The sequence below is a fragment of the Fundidesulfovibrio putealis DSM 16056 genome, from assembly GCF_000429325.1.
Taxonomy (GTDB): Bacteria; Desulfobacterota; Desulfovibrionia; order Desulfovibrionales; family Desulfovibrionaceae; genus Fundidesulfovibrio; species Fundidesulfovibrio putealis.
In genome coordinates this window covers 468,423-488,597 of the sequence record NZ_AUBQ01000004.1, presented here as the reverse complement: position 1 = coordinate 488,597, position 20,175 = coordinate 468,423, and the positions used below count along the sequence as shown (strand labels likewise).

Below are 20,175 nucleotides of genomic sequence, written 5' to 3'. Positions count from 1 at the left end.
TCTTCCTACAATATTGTAGGATAGCACTCCCGGATAAAGGCGGCGGCCCAGGCAAATGCATCACCCTCAGGTTCGGCATGGGAATTGCTTTATGAACCATGAAGACTCGCAAGGAGGCGGATCATGCACAGTCAGCATCATGTCCCGGCCCCGGCGCATCCCGAATTGACCCGGCGCATCGCCAGCAGCCTGGGCATCGGCGAAAGAAACATCAACGAAGTCGATTTCGACGACCTGTTCGTCTCTGAAACAGTGGTCAAGACCATGCACGACCTGGCTTCCAACCTGATGGAGCAGGACGCGCTGAGAAGCGGCGACCTGGACGGAAGTCTGGCCTCTGGCCCGCGCATCACGGCCTTCTGGATAGACGACTCGCTGGAGCTGGTGCTCTGCGCGGCGGCTGGAGACGGCCTGCATCTGGTGCGCGTGTCCGGAGATCATTGGACGATAAAACCACGCACGGTTCATTAAACCGGGAAGGGGGGCCGCAAGCCCCCCTTTTTTGTTCGTTCGCCCAAAGCATCCTACTTTTTCGGCAGTCCGAGGATATTGCCCACGGCGTCCAGCGCGCCCTTGCCCACGTTGCCTGGGACTTTCGCCGCGTCCTGGGGCGAGTTCATAATGGTATCCATCACTCCCTTGGCCACGCCCGTGGCCATCGCCGCCGCATCTACGGACACGTTGGGGGAGGCGATGTTACCGCTCAGGTGTACCGGGATGGTCGGGAGCCTGGCGAAGTTGGCCTGCGCCCGCATGTCCAGAGTCTCGGCGGCCAGATTGACGGAGCCCTGGCCGGTGATCTTGTGGGGCGGCATGGACACCAGCAGGTCGTTTGTGTGGGCCACGCCGCCGTTGATGGCGAAGCTCGCGCTGACCACCTCGAAGTTGGTCTGGGTTTGTCCCTTGCCCTGGGCCAGGAGCTTGTCCGGAGAGGAGAAAATGTCCGGCGAGAGATCGAAGCCCAGGAGCGCGCCGTTTCGAAGCGCGAAGGACGCTTTGCCCCCCAGCGTCTGGAGGATATGGCGCGCCTCCTGGCCCCTGGCCGTGACGTTGGCGCTCAGGTTGGCGCGGCCCGTGACCTGCGCCTTGCCCTGCATGTCGGTCAGCAGGGGCTCCACCTGGATCCCATCCGCGTTCGCCGACAGGGAGAGTGGGGCGTTTTGGCCGCCGCGCAGGGCGGCGCGAAGGGTCGCCTTGACGGTCCCCTGGTACAGGGCCAGCTGCGCCGGGTTGACCTCCAGGACGTTGTCCCTGACGGAGAATTTGGCGTTCAGGTTCTGCATGCGCAGCTTCGCGGCCTTGAGGGAGCCGACGTGCACTGTTCCGGTCACGTCGGCGGGGATATCCACGGGGTCGGCCTTGGACTCGCCCTTTTGGCCCTTGCCGGAGTCCGCCGCAGGCATGTAGCGGTCCGCGTCCAGTGCGTCGGCGGTGAAGGCCATGTTCACCTTGGTCTTTCCGGCTTTGTCCACGTCGAGGGCCAGGGTCATGGTTGTGTCGTCCAGCTTGAAGGAGTCGGTCCGCAGGTTGAAGCGATCGCCCTGGCCCTCGAAATGGTAGCTCATCTGGAATTTAGTGAATGCCGCCGGATCGGCAGTCGGCGGCAGGGGCTGGCCCAGCTTGGCCATGAGTTGGCGCGGGTTGAACTCGGCCACGGCAACTTTGCCGGTCACGTTGGGGACGCCCCTGATGTTGGTGGCATGCCCCTCGGTCGTTATGTTGAGTCCCAGTGCCTGGACGGACACGCCGGTCAGGTCGGAGGTGCCCTTGGCCATGTCCACCTGGGCATTGAAGCGGGCCTTGGCAGTGCCGGAGTCGGGAATGGACACGCCGAATTTATCGAGCACCTGCTTGGGGTTGAACTCGTTGGTGGCCATCTGGAGGGTCATCTGCCCGCCTTCCGGCTGGTTGAGGTTCGTCGCGTGGATCTCGCCGGTGAGGGCAAAGCCCATGGACTCCATGGACATCCCGGTGATGTCCGCCACACCTGCGGCCATGTCCGCCCTGACGTTCATGCCCAGGCTGAAGCCAGCCCCCGCGTCGGGCAGGAAGCCACCCCTGGCCTGGACCTCGAGCTTCAGCTGGTCGCCGCTGTAGACCTGCTTGTTCAGATCCACCCGGATGGTCCCGGTGTATTGCGTTTCGGCTGATTTCACGGGCAGGCCCTTGCCCGCCACGGTGGTTTTCAGGCTGGCGTTCTCGAAGGCGAACTGCATGGCCTCGAGGAGGACGGACGCCTGCCCGGCCAGTTCCACTTTTCCGGAAGCGTCCGGCTGGGTCAGGCCGTAGCCGAAGGCCAGCTTGACCGGGAAGGGCTTGCCACGGACCACCTTGCCTGTGGAGAGTTCGAAGTCGGACAGGGTTGTCTGGGTTTTGGCCAAGCGGTCATCAAAGGTGAAGCGCGCGTTGGTCAGATGCACGGCTTCGATCTGGTAATCCAGCACGTAGCGCTCGTCCTGTTCGGTAATGACGACCACCTTGTCGCCCTCGACCTTCACTTCCTTGATGGGCGGGATGGGCAGGTTGAGCCTGCCCTGAACATCTCGCACGATGTTCAGCTCCAGTCCGTCCAGGCTGGTCGCGCCTGCCTCGACCTTGCCAGAAATGAGCGGAATGAGCTTCACGGACACGTCCGCCTTGGCCAGCCTGGCCAGAGGGAGCTTGTCCTGCACGCCTGGCTGGCCCGGAACAGTCACGGTCACCTGGGTCAGCTTCACGCCAAGCGAAGGAAAATAGGTCACGGCGATAGGACCTTCGAAGGCGACGTCCAGCCCTGTGGTGTCCCGGATGGTCTTGGCGATCTGCGACTTGAAGGAGTTGGGGTCGAGGTTCATGCCGAGAACAAGAAGGCCTATGAGCAAAGCTGCCGCGCCGCCTGCAGCGATCAGGGCAATCTTCATGGTACGTGTCATCGCAAACGCTCCTTGGAAAGGTTCGGATTGTTCTATAAACCCTGGTTGTGGCCATGACAAACGAAAAACGATTTCTTGTGGACGGGCAGGGCGCGAGGCTCCGCCTGGACCGCTTCCTGTGCGAGGCGGCGGGGCTCAGCCTGCGTTCGGCACGAAGGCTCCTGGAGCGCGGCGCGGTTCTGGTGGACGGCGCGGCGCGGCAGGCTTCGTACAAGCTGCATGAAGGGCAGGGCGTGCGTATCGAAACACACGGGAACGGCGCTCCTGAGGGCCTGGGAGCGCGCCTCCTCAAGGCGGAAGGAGGCTTCGCGGCCTTCTTCAAGCCCTCCGGCCTGCACACCGTGGAGCTCTCGGGCGGCGGCGGCCCGAGCCTGGAAGCTATGCTCGGGCACTTGTACCCGGATGGTCCGGTCAGGCTGGTGAACCGGCTGGACCAGGACACCTCCGGCATTGTGCTGGGGGCGCTGGACGAGACTTCGGCCCGGCGTTTCAGGGCGCTTGAGGACCTGGGTGCGGTGGACAAGCGTTATCTGGCCGTGGTGGCCGGAAATCTTGTACAACCGATGCTCCTGGCCTGGGCTCTGGATATGGCCGACCGGGCCACCGTGAAAGTCCTGGATGAGAACGCGCGGGACGAACTCCGCTTTACATCCGTGCGGCCTCTGGCACATAGGATTCCCACCCGTGGCGCAGCCTTTCCTGACGCCTGCACGGACGCATTTGCGGACGCGTCGGCAAATGGGCGCGAGCAGGCCTGCCCGGCTGAAGCCGGGCCTTGCGGGGAATCCGGCCTGACCCTGGTGGAGGCCCGCATCGCCAAGGGGGCCAGGCATCAGATCCGGGCGCATCTGGCACGTGCCGGGTTCCCCATTCTCGGCGATTCCCGCTACGGCGGCCCGGCCTGGACGGGACTTCGGCTGCACCACTGGAGCTCGACCTTCGCCGGTTTCGAGGTCCGGGCGCTGCCCCAATGGCCGGAGTGGCCCGCGTGGAATACTGCTGATGTATCACTTGAACTTTCTCTGGAGGAATACTGATGCGCATCCTCATGATGCTTCTGATTCTCGGCCTGTCCCTCTCGGGTTGTTCCCTGTTCTCAGGCGATTCCGGTTCAAAGCGCGATTCTTCCGGCAAGCCCGAACAGGTGGCGGCCTTCCTGGATGCAGGGCGCGACAAGGCCGCCCTGGTGGTGGCCAACGAGATCGTGGCGGAGGCCCCGGAGGACTACCAGAGCTACCTGACCCGCAACACCGTGTATCTGGTGTTGCGCGACTACGCTGCGGCCCGCGCGGACAACGACAAGGCCCTGGAGGTCTACAACGCCTCCCAGCAGCGCTATCCTGAAAAGGAGCGCTCCTACCGGCTGGCCAAGATTCACGAGAGCTTCGCACTGACCGCGCTGCTGGCGTCCCGCAGGACTGCCGACCCCGCTGAGCGCAAGCGCCTGGAGGCTCAGTTCGCCGAGCAATCCGAGATCGTGCGGACGCTGGACGAGGAGACCTGGAAGAACCTGCGCGGCCTGGCTGGCGAGAAGATCACGGAATAGCCGGATTGCCCGTTCTTGATCCGCCGGGCTCTTCCCATTTGGCCGGAACTGGGCTACAGACTTAAATAATCGGAATACCACGCACATACGACACATAACGGTATGGACCAGAAAAGCACTCACAAAGGCCTCTTCTCCTCGGGCGCGGAAGGCATCGCCAGACAGGTGGTGCTCCCCATGCGCAAGTCCCTGGACATCAGCATCCGGAGCCTTCAGGTGCGGTTTTTCCGCTCGCTGATCACGGTGATGAGCCTGGTGCTGGCCGTGGCCTTCCTCGCGTTCACGCTCCTGGGGCACGACGTGGCCATGGGGCTTCTGGCCTCCGGGCAGCCCTCGCTTCAGTCGGAGTTGGTCAAGGCCGGGTTCGACCTCGCTCCCGGACGCTACCCCGGCAGCTACGAGGTGGCTGCCAGCGCCAAGGACCGCTGGATCGTCATATTGTCTCTTCTTGTCTGCGCGGTGGGCATCGTCAACGCGCAGCTCATGGCCGTCACCGAGCGGTTCCGCGAGATAGGCACCATGAAGTGCCTGGGCGCGCTGGACAGCTTCGTGCTGCGGCTTTTTTTGCTGGAGGCCGGGATGCAGGGGCTGGCAGGCTCCTTCGTCGGGGCGATCCTGGGCGGAATCACGGGCGTTCTGGTGGGCATGATGCGCTTCGGGATGCCCGCGCTCACATATCTGCGGTTTGAGGACGTGGCGGCCAGCATGGGCTGGTCGGTACTGGTCGGGTTCATCCTGAGCCTGGTGGGCGTGTCGTATCCGGCGCTGGTGGCCTCCCGGATGCCCCCTGTCGTGGCCATGCGCGCCGAGGAATAAGCATGTCGGACAAGCATAACATCGTTCGCGTCTCGGGGGTCACCAAGTCCTTCGAGCTTGGCAAGCTCACCGTGCAGGCCCTGAAGGGCGTGGATCTGGCCATCCGTTCCGGTGAATACCTGTCCATCATGGGGCCATCGGGCTCCGGCAAGTCCACGCTGTTCAACATGATCGGCGGCCTGGACAAGCCCACCACCGGCAAGGTGTTCATCGACGAGGTGGACATCGCCCAGCTCGACGCCTATGAGCTGGCCTGGCTTCGAAACCGCAAGATCGGCTACATCTTCCAGACCTTCAATCTCATCCAGGTGATGACCGCCCTGGAGAACGTCACCCTGCCCATGACTTTCGCGGGCGTCCCCGAAGAGGACGCCGCCAAGAAAGGCCTGGAGCTTCTTGGCTTGGTGGGGCTTCGCGAGCGCCACGCCCACAAGCCCATGGAACTCTCCGGCGGCCAGCAGCAACGCGTGGCCATCGCCCGCTCCCTGGCCAACACCCCGGCCATCGTGCTGGCGGACGAACCTACCGGCAACCTGGACCTGACCACCGGCGAGGAGATCATCGCCCTGCTCAAAAGCCTGAGCCGCGACCGGGGCGTGACCATCATCTCCGCCACCCACGACTACAAAATGCTGAACGTCTCCGACCGCGTGGTCTGGATCCGCGACGGGCGCATCGACAAGATCGAGGAGCGCGACCAGCTGAAGATCACCCTGGGCGGCATCGGGGCCAAGGAATACTAGATGAAGCGCCTTGCCGCCGTGCTGTGGGCAATGATGCTCCTGGCCGTCTGCGCCGCGCCCTGCTTCGCCAAGAAGGGGGACGCTCAGGCCGTGCCCAAGGCCGACCCGGCTCAGGTGGCGGCTTTCGGGCAGGACCCTCTCTCCATGCTCTCCGCGCTGGGGGACCGCTCCACGGGCTCGCCCGGCGCGGCGAAAGCCGCAGGGCTCATCCACGCATGGTTTGAGAGCCTGGAACTGGGCACGGTGGGCCGTCAGTCCTTCCAGATGCCAGCCAAGATGTACGGGCGCTCGGTCCTGAGCGTGGACGGCAGGGACGTGCCCATCCATCCCACCGACTTAAATGCGCTCACCCCGGCGGCGGCCAAGGCCCTGGGCGGCCAGCTGATCGAGGCCGGGGCCGGGGAGCTGGCCGATTTCAACGGCAAGGACGTGGCCGGGGCTGTGGTTCTCATGAACCTGGACTCCGGCAAGAACTGGATGAACGCGGCCCTGCTCGGCGCGCGGGCCGTCATCTACGTGGACCGCCCCTCGGGCAGCGAACCGGCGGCTAAAGGCGTCTACCAGGACAAGATCGAACTCACTCCGGTGCTCTTCCCGCGCTTCTGGGTAGACGCGGACACCGCCCGGCGCGAGCTGACGCCCGCCCTGGGCAAACAGGTGATGGTCGATTCCCAGGCTGCCTGGAAGCCCCTGCTGGCCGAGAACGTCTACCTGTACATCGAGGGCAGCGACCCCCAGCTTTCTAAGCAGCTCCTGCTGTTCGAGGCCTTCTACGACAGCCAGGCCTTCGTGGCCGGGCGCTCCCCCGGCGCGGACGAGGCCTCCTCGCTGACCGCGCTCATGGACATGGCCCGCAGGTTCAAGGCCGAGCGCCCCAAGCGCTCCGTGCTGCTTGCCGCCACGGCGGGTCACGCCCAGGCCCTGGCCGGATGGCGCGATTTCCTTGCGGCATTCCGCATCAAGGGCAAGGAGCTGCGCACCATGCGCGGCGAAATGGCCAACAAGGTGAAGGACGCGGGCAGCGTCCTGGCCCTTCTAAACAGGCCGGACGTCCCCTTGGAAGATCCGGCCCTGGTCCCAGCGCTGGAGACTGCCCTGAAGGACGAGGTGGACCGCGTGAGCACGCAGCTCATGCGCCTTCGTCTGGCCGGGTCGGGCGCGTCCCCACAGGAACTCTCCAGACTCACTGCGAGGCGCGGCCTGTTGCGCGCCCTCAGCTGGCGCGGCGGCTTCAACGGCTTGAGCGATGGCGAGGCTGCCCTGGTGCGCGAGCTTCTGCCCCAGGTGCGTGACCGCTACCAGGACATCGAGGCCGACGCCAAGCGCCAGCTGGCTTCCGTGGAGTCCACGCGTGAACTGCGCCAGCTCACGGGCGACGCCGAGATCATGGCCGCAGTCTCGCTGCATCTTTCCAGCCACGGCGACGGCGTGGGGGCCATGAACGACGGCTGGCTCTACGCCCTGAAGCCAGAGATCAACCGCGTCCAGGCCTATTCGGGTATTTCGGGCTTCCTGACCGAAGCATCACGGAAGCTGGGCTATCCCAAAGACGACGTCCGGTTCGTCAACGGCCTGCGCGCCGACCGCGCCCGTCCCTGGCGCAGCTACTTCGTGGACAACCCGCAACTGGGCGGCGAGGTAGGCGCAATCTCCGGGCTTCTGGGCCTGACCCTGGCCACGGTCAACGACGGGCGCTTCCTCTGGGGAACCCCGGACGACGTGCCTGCCAGGGTGGACCGCGAGAATCTGGCCCGCCAGTCCGCGCTGGTCTGCGGTCTGGCGTCGTCGCTGGCCAACGACCCGTTCGGCCTGCCCGAAAGCCTGCCTAGAAACGGCTTCGCCACCCTGAACGGCCGGGCCAAGTTCATCCGCCAGGGCGAGCTCTTCCCGGACCGGGCCGCGCCCGGTACGGTGATGCTCGTCTATCAGGGAGAGACCCGCTTCATGGCCATGGCCGGTTCGGACGGCTCCTTCCGGGTGTCAGGCCTTGCAGACGGCAAGCACGTGCTGGACAAGGCCGTTATCGAAGGCTTCAAGCTGTCTCCCGAAACCGGAGAGGCCGTCTGGGCAGTGGACAAGAAGCAGACCGGCAAGGACGCCTACCGGGTGCGCCTGCGTCGGCTGGTCAGTGAGACGGACCTGGTGATGTTCGCCAGCCGCCAGAGCACCATATTCTCCACCTTCGACCCGCGCACCTTCCGCTATTTCACCAAGGTGGAGATCCTGGACGGCAGGCGCGAGGCCGAACCCATGCGCTACTGGTTCTCGCGCCTGGATACCTTGAGCTCAACCCTGTTCAGCGTGTTCCTGGAACCGGGGATCAGCTACAAGCTCATCCTGTCGGACACGGTGCTGGCCCGCAAGATGATCCTCCTGGATTCCACCAAGGAGCGGCCCGACGGCACCGGCTACTCCGTGGACGACTGGCCGCTCCTGCCCTGGACGGAACTGCACGCCTCCGAGGACATGTGGGACCTTCTGGACCCGCGCATCACCAACCTGGAGAATCACGGCATCTTCAACGAGCGCATCCGCGAGATGCGAAACACCGGGCGGGACCTCCTGACCCAGGCCTATGCCCTCAAGGCCGAGAAGCGCTACGACGAGGCCATGTCCCTGGCGCGCGCTTCCTGGGCCTTCGCGTCCAGGGTCTATAACGACGTGGAAAAGACCCAGAAGGACGTCCTGATGGGGGTCTTGTTCTACATCGCGCTGTTCATCCCCTTCGCCTACTGCATGGAGCGCCTGATCTTCGCCTTCGCGGACATCCACAAGCGCCTTTTGGGCTTCCTGGGCATCCTGAGCACGGTCATAGCCATCATCTACAACGTGCACCCGGCCTTCAAGCTGACCTACAGCCCCATGGTGGTCATCCTGGCCTTCTTCATCATCGGCATGGCCGTTGTGGTGTCCTTCATCATCATCATGCGTTTCGAGCAGGAGATGGAGGAGCTGCAACGCCGCGCCAAGCACGTGAAGGCCTCTGAGATAGGCAAGCTGAAAGCCTTTGCCGCGTCGTTCGCCATCGGCGTCACCAACCTGCGGCGCAGAAAGATCCGCACCAGCCTCACCGTTGCCACGCTGGTGATCCTCACCTTCACCATCATGAGCTTCACCTCGGTGCGCAGCGCCCGCGTGGACCACGCGGTGCGCTACTCGGAGCAGAGCACCTACCAGGGCGTGATGCTCAAGAACCTGGGCTGGAAGTCCATCCCCGTGGAGGCCGAGAACGTCCTCTCCGACCAGGCCGGGCAGGGCAAGGCGGCCCCCAGGGCAGTCATCGAATCGCGCGACCGCATAAGCCCCTTTGTCACCCAGGTGCGCGCAGGCGACAAACACGAGACTGTCCAGGGCGTACTGGGCCTGTCCTATGCCGAGGCCCCGGTCACCCAGATGGACCGCATCCTCACCGGAGGGCGCTGGTTCCGCGAAGGCGAACGCCGCGCGGCCATCCTGCCGGAGTCCCTGGCCCAGCGCATCGGCGCGAAGCCGGGCTCCAAGGTGCTGCTGTGGGGCGAGGAATATGAAGTGGCGGGCGTGTTCTCCGGCAAGGAGCTGGAAAACCTGACCGACCTGGACGGCGAACCCCTGACCCCCGTGATCTTCCCCAGCGAGACGGCGGTGGAGGTCAGCGAGACCGAGAAGGAAGCCATCGACACCGGCGAGGACGTGGTCTCCTACCAGGGCCGCTACCAGCACGTGCACGGCGACCAGGTGCTCATCCTGCCCTACGAGACGGTGATGAGTCTTGGCGGACAGCTCAAAAGCGTGGCCGTGGCCGCCGACGGCGCCAAGGACCTTGCGGGCAGGCTGGCCGACCGCTTCGGCCTGACCATCTTCGCCGGATTGCCGAACGGGACCTTCGTGTTCCATTCCTCGGACACCATCAACTACGCGGGAGTCCCCAACATCGTTGTTCCGCTGGCCATCGCCATGCTCATCGTACTCTCCACCATGATCGGCGCGGTGTACGAGCGCAAGCGCGAGATCGGCGTGTACACCGCCGTAGGGCTGGCCCCCACGCACGTGTCCTTCCTGTTCATCGCCGAGGCCCTGGCCTTCGCGGTGCTTTCGGCGGTGCTCGGCTACCTCCTGGCCCAGGTCGCCGCCGGGCTCCTCTCCGGCACGGCCATCTGGAAGGGAATGACCGCCAACTACAGCTCGCTGGCGGGCGTGGCGGCCATGGGGCTGGTCATCATGGTGGTGTTGCTCTCGGTGATCTATCCCTCGCGGGTGGCGGCCAACATCGCCATCCCGGACGTGAACCGCTCCTGGGCGCTGCCCGAGCCTGTGGGCAACACCATCACGGCCACGCTGCCCTTCCTCATGCACATCCGCGAGCAGGACTGCGCGGGCGGCTTCCTGCTGGAATATTACAAAGCCCATCAGGACGTGTCCCACGGGCTGTTCTCCACGGCGGAGGTCCGCCAGGACTTCGTCTGTCCCTGGAAATCCCCCGGAGCCGATCCGCATCCGGGCGAGCTGCACGGCGAGTTCTGCTCGCTGGAGTCCTGCCTGCGCATCATGGCCCGCGTCTGGCTGGCCCCGTTCGATTTCGGCATCAACCAGCAGGTGACCATATCCTTCTCGCCCGCCATGTGGCATCCGGGCTATCTGGAGATCGTGGTCACGCTCACTCGGGAAGCGGGCGAGGCGGGCATGTGGAAGCGCCTGAACAAGGGGTTCCTGGACGATCTGCGCAAGCAGATGCTGGTGTGGCGCTCCCTGGACGAGGAGAGGCGCACCTCCTACGAGTCCAGCGTGGACGTAAGCACCAAGAACCCCGACGCCCCTGCGCCCGCGCCGTTTCCTGAACAAGACGGCGGGGCGGAAAACACGTAACGGGAACACGACGAGAACACACGGCGCAAAACCGGCATGCACAAAAGCTCCATCCGCCCCCGGGCGATCCTCCTAGGCCTTCTGGCAGGCACGCTCCTGTGTCTGGCCACGCCCTACAACAACATGTATCTGGCGGCCACGCCGCTGGGCGGCGGCCATTTTCCCCTGGCTCCGTTCATCCTCCTGGTGTGCCTGACCGTGCTGGTGGCGCTCACGGCGCGCGTCTTCAAGGCCCGGCCCATCCTCACCGGCACGGAGCTGCTCACCACCTGGATGCTGTCCGTGGTGGTGTCCGGCATTGCCTACACCGGGCTCATGCGCACGTTCCTCCTGAACATCACCGCCGTGGACCACTTCGCCACGGCGGGCAACCGCTGGTCCGAGACCCTGGTCCCGCTTCTGCCCAAGGCCTGGACCGTCTCCGACCCCGCCGCAGTGGAGCTCCTGTACAACGGCCTGCCGGGCGGGCGCGCCCTGTCCTGGCAGCAGATTTTAGGCGCAATCCCCTGGAGTGCCTGGGCCGCGCCCATGGCCGCCTGGGGCATCTTCATCCTGCTGTGCTTTTTGGTACTCATCTGTTTGGTGAACCTCTTCAGCAGGCAGTGGGTGGTCAACGAGCGCATGAACTTTCCGCTTCTGCGCCTGCCCTACATGATGGAGGAGTCCTTCCAGGAGGGCAGGGTGGGGGGCTTCTTCGCAGACCGGTTCCTGCTGGTGGGGCTCCTGATTCCCCTGACCCTGCACACGGTCAACGGCCTGGCCACCTACATTCCGACCATCCCGCAGATTCCCACGGTGCTGCTGGCCGGGCCGTATTTTGCCAAGACCGGCCTGTTCTCCGGCTTCACCAAACTCAAGATCTACCTCATCCCGGCCTACATCGGCTTCGCGTTCCTGGCCTCGCGCCAGATATCGCTCAGCTTCTGGGCCTTCTTCATCCTGGGCGGCCTGCTGACCGGGTTCCTGTCCGTGGTGGGCTACCAGGTGCCGCAGTCGGCCCTGGGAGTCACCTTCGGTCCGACCCTGACCATGGCCGAGGAAACCCAGATGATCGGGGCCTACGGCGTGTTCTTCCTGTTTATCGTGTGGCTTGCGCGACATCACCTGCTGGAGGTGGTCAAAAACGCCTTCAGCACCAAGTCCGTGCCTGCCAACGAATCGGAGTGGTTCTCCTCCCGCCTGGCCTTCTGGGGGCTGGTGCTGGGTGGAGCCGGGCTCACTGCCTGGTGCGTGCATTTCGGCATGCCGCTTTTGGTCTCCGTGCTCCTGCTGGCCGCATTCTTCGTGGTGACGCTGGTGGCCAGCCGGGTGATCTGCCAGGGCGGCATCGCCTACTTCACCCTGACAGCCGCGCCCACCGACGGACTGCTGGCCCTCTTCGGTTCAGGATTCTTCACCAGCGCCGGGCTGGTGATGGGCGCGGTGATGCAGAAGGTGCAGTTCCTGGATCTTCGCGAGTCACTCATGCCCTCGCTGGTGCACGCCGCCAAGGTCGGCGAGCCGATCACGCGAAAGCGCCTGTATTTCATCGGCATGTGCCTTGCCCTCGGCATCGGCGTGGTGGTCTCCTTCGTGGCCATGCTGGCCCTGTGCCACAAAGTTGGCGTGCGCGATCTTCAGGCCGAGTGGGAGATCTCCACGGTTCTGCGCGTCTACGAGGACGCCCAGCGCCTGCTGGACGCGCCTTCCGGCCCCAACAGCTGGATCATCATCTTCGCCTCTACTGGCGCGGTGGTCATGATGGGCCTGCTGCTGTGTTTCCAGCGCTTCTACTGGTGGCCGCTGCACCCGGTGGGCTACCTCACCATGTACAGCTCCGCCATGCGCATCCTGTGGTTCAGCTTCTTCATCGGCTGGGTCTGCAATCAGGTCACGTTGCGCTACGGGGGCATCGAACTGTTCCGCAAGGTGCGCATGCTCTTCATCGGGCTCATCCTGGGAGATTTCCTGATGGGCGGCGTGTTCGCCGTGGTCGGGCTGTGGCTGGGCCAGAGCTATCAGGTGTTGCCGTCATGACGTCCCATTTCGATCCATCCGTAGCCGCCAGGGCAGGGCAACGCCATGTATGACGATAAAGAGCTGAAAGAATACCGGGACCTTCTGGAGACCCCCGAGCACTTCGAAGAGGGGTTTGACTGGAAGACCGTGGCAGGGGCCATCTTCATCGGCTTCCTGATGATGCCCGGCTCCATGTACCTGAACCTGGTGATCGGCGCGGGCATCGGCCCGGCAGCGCGCTGGGTGACCATCATCCTGTTTGCCGAGGTGGCCAAGCGGGCCTTCACGGACATGAAGCAGCAGGAGGTCTTCCTGCTGTACTACATGGCAGGCGCGGCCATGCATTCGCCGTTCTCCGGGCTTCTCTGGAACCAGTACCTCGTGCAGTCTGACGCGGCCAAGATGCTCGGCCTCACCGAGTACATTCCCTCCTGGGTGGCTCCGGGCATCGGTTCGGAATCGCTGACGGCCCGGTCCTTCCTGCACCGTGACTGGCTGGTGCCGATACTTCTGCTGATCGGTTCGCAGATCGTCCAGCGGGTGGACCACTTCGGCCTGGGCTACGCGCTGTACCGCATCACCTCGGACGTGGAGAAGCTGCCCTTCCCCATGGCCCCCGTGGGCGCGCTTGGCACCATGGCCCTGGCCGAGACCTCCGAGGAGCGCAAGACCGGCTGGAAGTGGCGCGTCTTCTCCATCGGCGGGGTCATCGGCATCCTTTTTGGCTGCATCTACGTGCTCTTCCCGGTTCTATCCGGGCTCATTTTCACGGAGTCGGTGCGTCTGATCCCCATTCCCTGGATCGACCTGACGCGCCACACCGAGGACGTGATGCCCGCCGTCGCCACAGGCCTTCAGCTGGACCTGGGCCTGGTGTTCACGGGCATGGTGTTGCCGTTCTGGGCGGTGATCGGCGGCCTGATCGGCCAGCTCATCACCTTCATCGCCAACCCCATCCTTTTCGAGCACGGCATCCTGCACCGCTGGCACAAGGGCATGGGGACCGTTGATACGGTGTTCGCCAACAACTTCGACTTTTATCTGAGCTTCGGCCTGGGCCTGGGGCTGGCCATCGGCGTCATCGGCATCTGGCATGTGGTCAGGAGCTTCCGCAAAGGCCCTGGCGGGGTGAACTACCGCGACGTTTTCAAGAGCCATCCAGGGCGCGGCGACATCAACTTCTGGGTGTCCATCGCCATCTATCTGGTCTCCACCCTGGCCTACGTGCTGCTGTGCCGGTGGCTGGTGCCGGACTTCCCCTGGATCTTCTTCGTGCTCTACGGCTTCATCTACACGCCGGTGATTTCCTACATCACCGCGCGCATGGAGGGCATAGCGGGGCAGTTCGTCAGCCTGCCGCTTGTGCGGGAAGCCAGCTTCATCGCAGGCGCTAAATTCTTCGGCTACCACGGCATCGAGATATGGTACGCGCCCATCCCCATCCACAACTACGGCAAGGCCACCGTGGACTTTCGGGAGATCGAGCTGACCGGCACCAGCCTGCGCGGCATAATAAAGGCCGAGATCGTGGTCTTCCCCGTGGTCATGATCGCGAGCCTCCTGTTCTCCCAGTTCATCTGGCAGCTGGCCCCCATCCCCTCGGCGGCCTACCCCTACGCGCAGGAACTCTGGCATCTCCAGGCCCTGAACAACCTGCTCATGCAGACCTCCACCCTGGAGGGCAACTCGCTGTTCTTCCAGGCGCTCAACGGCAGCTATATGGGAGCGGGGCTGGGGCTCGGGCTCGTCACCTACGCGGGGCTGAACGCCCTGGGACTTCCGGTGCTCCTGGTGTATGGCGTGGTGCGTGGCCTCGGGCAGCACATTCCGCACGGCCTTATCCTGGAGGTCATAGGCGCGCTTCTGGGGCGCTACTATTTCCACAAGAAGTACGGGGCCATGTGGCGCCAATACGCGCCGGTGCTCCTGGCGGGTTTCTCCTGCGGCATGGGCCTCACCGGCATGTTCGCCATGGGCTGCACGCTGATCCTCAAGAGTCTCGGGAAGTTGGCGTATTAGGCTTGCGGATGGTTCGGCTTGACCTTGTCTCCAGCATCGACTAAAAAGTTCTGTTCCATCTTGTGCATGGGATGAAAAATCCCCCCTTGACGGAACCCCGATCCTGATTATCCATCAAATCGAGCCGGTTGGAGATTCAACTCCACCGGCATATTTCACGAGGACACCATGGCCCGCATCACAGTCGAAGATTGCCTCGAACAGATCAACAACCGCTTCATGATCGTGCAGATGGCCATCAAGAGGGTCAAGCAGTTCCGCGAGGGCTACGAACCCCTGGTGGAATGCAACAACAAGGAAATCGTCACCTCCCTGCGCGAGATCGCTGCAGGCAAGGTGCTGCCCGCCGAGACCATCGAGGAAGCGGGAATCTACGCATCCCCCGACCAGTAGGTCCTGTTCATGACCAAGGCTGATTATTACGAGATCCTGGGCGTCCCCAAGGATGCGAGCGAGGACGAGATCAAGAAGGCCTATCGCCAGATGGCCTTCAAGTTTCACCCCGACCGCAACCCGGACGACGCCGAGTCGGAATCGAAGTTCAAAGAGGCCGCCGAGGCCTACGAAGTGCTGCGCGATCCGCAGAAGCGCGCCCGGTACGACCGTTTCGGGCATCAGGGACTGGGCGACACCGGTTTCGGAGGCTTCTCCAGCACCGAGGACATCTTCGGCACCTTCTCCGACATCTTCGGCGAATTCTTCGGCTTCGGCGGCGCATCGCGCGGCGGGCGCGGTCCCCGGCCCCAGGCCGGTAACGACCTGCGCTACGACCTGCGCGTCAGCTTCCGCGACGCCGCCGCAGGCACTGAGGCCACGCTCAAGATTCCCAAGCACGTCTCCTGCGCCGAATGCGACGGCACCGGCGCGGCTCCCGGCTCCAAGGCCGAGACCTGCCGCCAGTGCAACGGCATGGGCCAGGTGCAGCAGAACCAGGGCTTCTTCCGCATCGCCGTCACCTGCCCGGTCTGCCGTGGCGAGGGGACGGTCATCGCCAATCCCTGCCCGCGCTGCAAAGGCAAGGGCGTCACGCCCGACGTGCGCGAGCTCAAGGTGCGCATCCCCGCCGGCGTGGACGACGGCTCGCGCCTGCGCCTGCGCGGCGAAGGCGAGCCGGGCATGCACGGCGGCCCCCCCGGCGACCTCTACGTGGTCATCTACGTGGAGGAGGACAAGGTGTTCCGCCGCCAGGGACAGGACCTCGTGGTCACCCTGGAGATGAACATGGTTCAGGCCGCCCTGGGCGACAAGCTCAAGGTCCCCACCCTCGAAGGCGAGGAGACCATGGACATCCCCAAGGGAACCCAGTCCGGCGAGGTCTTTTCGCTTCGCGGCAAGGGCTTGGTTCATCCTGGACGCTCGCAGCGCGGCGATCTGCTGGTGGAGATCATCGTGAATACGCCCAAGGGCCTCTCCAAGAAGCAGGAAGAGCTCCTGCGCGAGTTTTTGGCGCTTGAGGAGGACAAGCCCCTCAAGAAGGTCAAGAACTTCTTCAAGAAGGCCAAAGACGCCGCCATGGGGTCCTGATGAGCCAGGACTTCCCGCTCACCCCCGGGCTCACCCATCTGGACGAGCAGGGCCAGGCCCGCATGGTCAACGTGGGCGGCAAGACAGTCACCGCGCGCGTGGCCGTCGCCGAGGCCGTGGTGCGCCTCTCCGCCGAGACCTACCGCATCCTGACAGGCGAGGGCATGCCCAAGGGCGACGCCTTCGCCTGCGCCCGCATCGCGGGCATTATGGCCGCCAAGAAGACCGCCGAGCTGATCCCGCTCTGCCATCCGCTGGGCCTGGACGCCGTGGACGTGCGCTTCGAGCTGGACGAAGCCACGCACAGCGTGCGCGTGGAAGCCGAGGCCAGCCTCGTCGCCAAGACCGGCGTGGAGATGGAAGCCATGACCGCCGCCAGCGTGGCCGCGCTGACGCTCTACGACATGTGCAAGGCCGTGCAGAAGGACATCGTCATCGAGAGCGTCCGGCTCCTGTACAAAGCAGGCGGCAAGAGCGGCGAGTTTCGGGCGAAGTAGGAACTTGCCTCCGGCGAATCATAGCACCAAATCAAAAGGCCCGGTCATCGCCGGGCCTTTGTATTTCTCTTGCGTCTTCTCTTACCAGACCATGCGCGTCTTCACGCCTTTGCCGTGCATGTATTCTTTCAGCTGGGTGATGGAGTACTCGCCATAGTGCACGATGGACGCGATAAGCGCCGCGCTGGCCTTGCCTTCGGTTACGGCGTCCACCATGTGCTGGGGCGAGCCCGCGCCGCCCGAGGCGATCACCGGGATGGTCACGGCTTCGCTGATGAGGCGCGTCAGAGTCAGCTCGTAGCCGTCCTTGGTGCCGTCCGCGTCGATGGAGTTCACGCAGATTTCGCCCGCGCCCAGCGCCTCGACGGTCTTGGCCCATTCGATGGCATCCAGGCCCATCTTCTTGCGTCCGCCGTGGATGACGATCTCGTAGCCCGAGGGGATAAGCTCGCTGACACCCACCTTGAGCACGTCCATGCCCACCACCACGCACTGCGCCCCGAAGGCCGCCGCGCCCTGGCTGATGATGTCCGGGTTCTTGACCGCCGCCGAGTTCACGGAGACTTTTTCCGCGCCCGCCAGCAGCACGGCGCGCATGTCGTCCACGGTGGAGATGCCGCCGCCCACGGAGAAGGGGATGAAGATCTGCGAGGCGACCTTCTCCACCACCTTGAGCATGATGCCCCGGCCCTCGGAGGAGGCGGTGATGTCGTAGAACACGATCTCGTCCGCGCCCTGCTCGTAATAGGCCTTGGCGGTTTCCACCGGGTCACCGATGTCCACGTTGTCCAGGAACTTCACGCCCTTGGTCAGGCGGCCGTCGCGTACGTCCAGGCAGGGGATGATTCGCTTACTGAGCATTGGAGACCTCCCCGCAGAACTTAGCGAAGTTGGACAGCAGCTTGAGGCCCGGCCTGCCGGACTTCTCCGGGTGGAATTGCATGGCCCACAGGCCGGAGCGTCCGTGCACGGAGCAGAAATCCATGCCGTAGAAGGTCGTGCCGATGACGAACTCCGGCTTGGGTACCGGGAAGTAGCTGTGCACGAAATAGAATTCGGAGTCGGCGTCCACGCCCTCGAAGAGTTCGCACGGGGCCTGGAGCGACACCTTGTTCCAGCCCATGTGCGGCACGCGGATGGGCTGGCCGTCTTCCTCGGTGAGCCCCCGGTTGAACATGGCGCATGCGCCGGGAACGATCCCCAGGGTCTTGGTGTCGTTTTCCTCGGAGTAGTCCAGCAGGATCTGGCAACCCACGCAGATGCCCAAAAGCGGCTTGCCCGATTCGACTACGTCGCGCAGCACCTGGTCCAGGCCGGTGCTGGTCAGTTGGTGCATGGCCTGTCCGGCAGCGCCCACGCCGGGAAAGATGACGCCGGAAGCCTGACGCAGGGTTTCGGGATCAGCGGTGATGCTGCACGGGATGCCGAGAAAATCGAAGGCGCGGCGCACGGACGTCTGGTTGCCGGCCTTGTAGTCGAGAATGGCGAGCATGGTTTCCTCCAGTGGTCGCGTAGCTAGTAGAATTTCCGGTTCGAGGCAAGAGGGGAAGGGCACGCTTGAATTTCAGGGCGGGCTTCCATAGTGTCGCCGCGCGCGGTGATGGCAGGAGGATGCCTCCGGCGGCCAAAGGGCTTCGCCCTCTGGACACCCTCTCCGCTTCGCATTTCAGCGCGGTGGTATGGCGTTTGAGCGGCGGCTGGGGGCTGTTCCGTACACGCCCTGCTCGGCGGTCTAGAATCGATATGAAGACGATTCGTCGCCCGCCGAGCAGGACGCGTCCGTTACAGCCCCCAGCCGCCGCACGCGACCGCGAAGCTGATAGCCGGGTCCGGGCGGAGCCCGGCATCAGTAAAAAAAAACAGGAGAATCGTGTGACTCGACTTATATTTGCCGCCATAGCCGCATTGGCCTTGTTCGTGTCGGCGGGCGCGCCAGTGGCGCAATCGGCCAGCTACATGGAGTGCGCGGCCTGCCAGCTGGTGCTTGGCCTGGTGGAAAGCTCCGCTGGAGAAGGCGACGTGGTGGTGGACGCCAGCAAGCAGTGTTCGCTGCTGCCAGCGGCGGACCGCGAAGCCTGCGTGAAGTTCTACGCGGCCATGGGGCCGAAGTTCATCAAGGCCCTGAAGGACAAGCGCGCCAAAGGCGAAAATCTGGAGAGCGTCTGCCGCTCCATGGATTATTGCCAGTAGAGAAGAGAAAGAGACATCGTTGGCGCTATGTGGCCATGACGAGCAGCTTGAATAACGTGACTCTGTTCCTCTGGGTAAGACTAGTTATTTTAGACTGTTACCTGCTGGGAACGAGTGTTGTTTTGAGAGTGCGAGACCATGCAAACAAACAGTAAGGCGGTTGCTGGGGAAATCCCGGCGACCGCCTTATTATTCGAACCCTGCGGGGGGCTTGGCTATGCGGTCTTGGCCTCGCTGAGGGCCGCCTTGATGTCCTCGGTGATGGTGACGCCGAAGTGCACGTACACGTCTTCGAAGTCCCTGAGGGGAATCCAGTATCCCTTCACGTGGCGCTCGCCGATCTGTGAAGTCTCGACCACGGGAGTCCTGGCGCGCAGCGCCTGGGAGGCCTTGCACTGCCTGCAGTGGTGGTCGCCTTCGTTTGCCGGGTTCAGGCTGGAGCACTTCACCCCCAGGGGGACTCCGGCAGTCCGGGCCACGTCGTTGACCGCCAGGATGGTGCGGCTCTTGTGCAAGAGCATTACCGGTTCGGGGAACTGGCCCCACATCATCTGAAAAGCGTCGAGAACATTCTGATCGACCATGAAAAGCCTCCTGAGTCCTCGCCTGTGTGCGACGGACTACACTGTAAGACGAGCAGGCACCCGGTTTATTGCGCTGGTGGCGCGTTTTCTGAAAAGTAATCGGGAATGATCCGAACACATCAGGATTATTTCATGATTTTCGAGCTGTCTTCACTCGAATACTGCCTAAAAGAGCGCTCGCCGACTTCTTTCCACCACTCGTCATACTCCTTCCAGGCCTGCGGCCCGTCGCGGCGTTCGGGGCGGGAGTGCCTGCCCTTGCCGTGCCCGAACCCTCCCACGAGGATGCGCGCCAGCAGGAGCAGCCCCACGCTCTGCCAGTAGGTGATCGGGGGAAGCGCGAAGATGTCCGGTATCAGGCTGTTCCAGAGGAGCATGACCACATAGCCGAACACCAACGCCAGGGTTCCCGCCAGAAGCAGCCCGAACACGATGTGCACCGTGACCAGATAGAACCGGCTTCGTTCGGGCTTTGAATCGTTACGATGAAATGAGCACATGGCC

17 protein-coding genes are annotated in these 20,175 nt (G+C 63.9%); 12 read left to right on the top strand and 5 right to left on the bottom strand.

Annotated elements, in window-relative coordinates:
• The first annotated feature begins 123 nt into the window (after positions 1 to 123).
• Positions 124 to 471, top strand: a complete 348-nt coding sequence (locus tag G453_RS0105250; RefSeq protein ID WP_027190203.1) for a hypothetical protein — start codon at positions 124 to 126, stop codon at positions 469 to 471.
• Between the two features lie 53 nt (positions 472 to 524).
• On the opposite strand, the gene G453_RS0105245 is transcribed toward G453_RS0105250, so the two are convergent.
• Positions 525 to 2,912, bottom strand: a complete 2,388-nt coding sequence (locus G453_RS0105245) for an AsmA family protein (protein WP_027190202.1) — start codon at positions 2,910 to 2,912, stop codon at positions 525 to 527.
• A gap of 53 nt (positions 2,913 to 2,965) precedes the next feature.
• Here G453_RS0105245 and G453_RS22480 point away from each other — a divergent pair, with 53 nt between their 5' ends.
• From G453_RS22480 to moaC, 10 genes are all read left to right on the top strand, one after another.
• Positions 2,966 to 3,949, top strand: a complete 984-nt coding sequence (locus G453_RS22480; RefSeq protein ID WP_051271748.1) for a pseudouridine synthase — start codon at positions 2,966 to 2,968, stop codon at positions 3,947 to 3,949.
• Positions 3,949 to 4,458: a hypothetical protein gene (locus G453_RS0105235; RefSeq protein WP_027190201.1), complete on the top strand. Its 510-nt coding sequence runs from the start codon at positions 3,949 to 3,951 to the stop codon at positions 4,456 to 4,458. The genes G453_RS22480 and G453_RS0105235 overlap by 1 nt, the downstream gene beginning before the upstream one ends.
• 102 nt (positions 4,459 to 4,560) lie before the next feature.
• On the top strand, positions 4,561 to 5,274 hold the full coding sequence (locus G453_RS0105230; RefSeq protein ID WP_027190200.1) for an ABC transporter permease: 714 nt from the start codon (positions 4,561 to 4,563) through the stop codon (positions 5,272 to 5,274).
• A gap of 2 nt (positions 5,275 to 5,276) precedes the next feature.
• Positions 5,277 to 6,017: an ABC transporter ATP-binding protein gene (locus G453_RS0105225; RefSeq protein WP_027190199.1), complete on the top strand. Its 741-nt coding sequence runs from the start codon at positions 5,277 to 5,279 to the stop codon at positions 6,015 to 6,017.
• Positions 6,018 to 10,859: an FtsX-like permease family protein gene (locus G453_RS22475; protein WP_084502108.1), complete on the top strand. Its 4,842-nt coding sequence runs from the start codon at positions 6,018 to 6,020 to the stop codon at positions 10,857 to 10,859.
• Between the two features lie 36 nt (positions 10,860 to 10,895).
• Complete coding sequence (locus G453_RS0105215) at positions 10,896 to 12,875, top strand: DUF6785 family protein (RefSeq protein ID WP_027190198.1); 1,980 nt, start codon at positions 10,896 to 10,898, stop codon at positions 12,873 to 12,875.
• Positions 12,876 to 12,920: 45 nt separating this feature from the next.
• Positions 12,921 to 14,876 (top strand): OPT family oligopeptide transporter, encoded by a 1,956-nt coding sequence (locus G453_RS0105210; protein ID WP_027190197.1) that lies wholly within the window; start codon positions 12,921 to 12,923, stop codon positions 14,874 to 14,876.
• A gap of 168 nt (positions 14,877 to 15,044) precedes the next feature.
• A complete protein-coding gene (gene rpoZ / locus G453_RS0105205) occupies positions 15,045 to 15,269 on the top strand; it encodes a DNA-directed RNA polymerase subunit omega (RefSeq protein ID WP_027190196.1) in 225 nt (74 codons plus the stop codon).
• A gap of 9 nt (positions 15,270 to 15,278) precedes the next feature.
• Positions 15,279 to 16,400, top strand: a complete 1,122-nt coding sequence (gene dnaJ, locus G453_RS0105200; protein WP_027190195.1) for a molecular chaperone DnaJ — start codon at positions 15,279 to 15,281, stop codon at positions 16,398 to 16,400.
• On the top strand, positions 16,400 to 16,897 hold the full coding sequence (gene moaC, locus G453_RS0105195) for a cyclic pyranopterin monophosphate synthase MoaC (protein ID WP_027190194.1): 498 nt from the start codon (positions 16,400 to 16,402) through the stop codon (positions 16,895 to 16,897). The genes dnaJ and moaC overlap by 1 nt, the downstream gene beginning before the upstream one ends.
• 81 nt (positions 16,898 to 16,978) lie before the next feature.
• On the opposite strand, the gene hisF is transcribed toward moaC, so the two are convergent.
• On the bottom strand, positions 16,979 to 17,758 hold the full coding sequence (gene hisF / locus G453_RS0105190; RefSeq protein ID WP_027190193.1) for an imidazole glycerol phosphate synthase subunit HisF: 780 nt from the start codon (positions 17,756 to 17,758) through the stop codon (positions 16,979 to 16,981).
• Entirely contained in the window at positions 17,748 to 18,389 is a 642-nt protein-coding gene (hisH, locus tag G453_RS0105185; RefSeq protein WP_027190192.1) for an imidazole glycerol phosphate synthase subunit HisH, read from the bottom strand. Before hisH ends, hisF begins: the two co-directional genes overlap by 11 nt.
• Positions 18,390 to 18,769: 380 nt before the next feature.
• Here hisH and G453_RS0105180 point away from each other — a divergent pair, with 380 nt between their 5' ends.
• On the top strand, positions 18,770 to 19,087 hold the full coding sequence (locus G453_RS0105180; RefSeq protein ID WP_027190191.1) for a saposin domain-containing protein: 318 nt from the start codon (positions 18,770 to 18,772) through the stop codon (positions 19,085 to 19,087).
• A 215-nt stretch (positions 19,088 to 19,302) separates the two neighbouring features.
• Here G453_RS0105180 and G453_RS22470 read toward each other — a convergent pair whose 3' ends face one another.
• Positions 19,303 to 19,671, bottom strand: a complete 369-nt coding sequence (locus G453_RS22470; protein ID WP_043644409.1) for a hypothetical protein — start codon at positions 19,669 to 19,671, stop codon at positions 19,303 to 19,305.
• 125 nt (positions 19,672 to 19,796) lie between these two features.
• Positions 19,797 to 20,171, bottom strand: coding sequence for a hypothetical protein (locus G453_RS26025; RefSeq protein ID WP_051271743.1), 375 nt, complete (start codon positions 20,169 to 20,171; stop codon positions 19,797 to 19,799).
• Between the last annotated feature and the right edge of the window lie 4 nt (positions 20,172 to 20,175).

What these genes read in the sequence shown, in the direction of transcription:
- hisF (WP_027190193.1), bottom strand. Translation starts at nt 17,758, where the DNA reads ATGCTCAGTAAGCGAATCATCCCCTGCCTGGACGTACGCGACGGCCGC.
- G453_RS0105245 (WP_027190202.1), bottom strand. Translation starts at nt 2,912, where the DNA reads ATGACACGTACCATGAAGATTGCCCTGATCGCTGCAGGCGGCGCGGCA.
- G453_RS22480 (WP_051271748.1), top strand. Translation starts at nt 2,966, where the DNA reads ATGACAAACGAAAAACGATTTCTTGTGGACGGGCAGGGCGCGAGGCTC.
- G453_RS22470 (WP_043644409.1), bottom strand. Translation starts at nt 19,671, where the DNA reads ATGGTCGATCAGAATGTTCTCGACGCTTTTCAGATGATGTGGGGCCAG.
- hisH (WP_027190192.1), bottom strand. Translation starts at nt 18,389, where the DNA reads ATGCTCGCCATTCTCGACTACAAGGCCGGCAACCAGACGTCCGTGCGC.
- rpoZ (WP_027190196.1), top strand. Translation starts at nt 15,045, where the DNA reads ATGGCCCGCATCACAGTCGAAGATTGCCTCGAACAGATCAACAACCGC.
- G453_RS0105225 (WP_027190199.1), top strand. Translation starts at nt 5,277, where the DNA reads ATGTCGGACAAGCATAACATCGTTCGCGTCTCGGGGGTCACCAAGTCC.
- G453_RS0105230 (WP_027190200.1), top strand. Translation starts at nt 4,561, where the DNA reads ATGGACCAGAAAAGCACTCACAAAGGCCTCTTCTCCTCGGGCGCGGAA.
- G453_RS0105250 (WP_027190203.1), top strand. Translation starts at nt 124, where the DNA reads ATGCACAGTCAGCATCATGTCCCGGCCCCGGCGCATCCCGAATTGACC.
- G453_RS0105235 (WP_027190201.1), top strand. Translation starts at nt 3,949, where the DNA reads ATGCGCATCCTCATGATGCTTCTGATTCTCGGCCTGTCCCTCTCGGGT.
- G453_RS22475 (WP_084502108.1), top strand. Translation starts at nt 6,018, where the DNA reads ATGAAGCGCCTTGCCGCCGTGCTGTGGGCAATGATGCTCCTGGCCGTC.
- moaC (WP_027190194.1), top strand. Translation starts at nt 16,400, where the DNA reads ATGAGCCAGGACTTCCCGCTCACCCCCGGGCTCACCCATCTGGACGAG.
- dnaJ (WP_027190195.1), top strand. Translation starts at nt 15,279, where the DNA reads ATGACCAAGGCTGATTATTACGAGATCCTGGGCGTCCCCAAGGATGCG.
- G453_RS0105215 (WP_027190198.1), top strand. Translation starts at nt 10,896, where the DNA reads ATGCACAAAAGCTCCATCCGCCCCCGGGCGATCCTCCTAGGCCTTCTG.
- G453_RS26025 (WP_051271743.1), bottom strand. Translation starts at nt 20,171, where the DNA reads ATGTGCTCATTTCATCGTAACGATTCAAAGCCCGAACGAAGCCGGTTC.
- G453_RS0105210 (WP_027190197.1), top strand. Translation starts at nt 12,921, where the DNA reads ATGTATGACGATAAAGAGCTGAAAGAATACCGGGACCTTCTGGAGACC.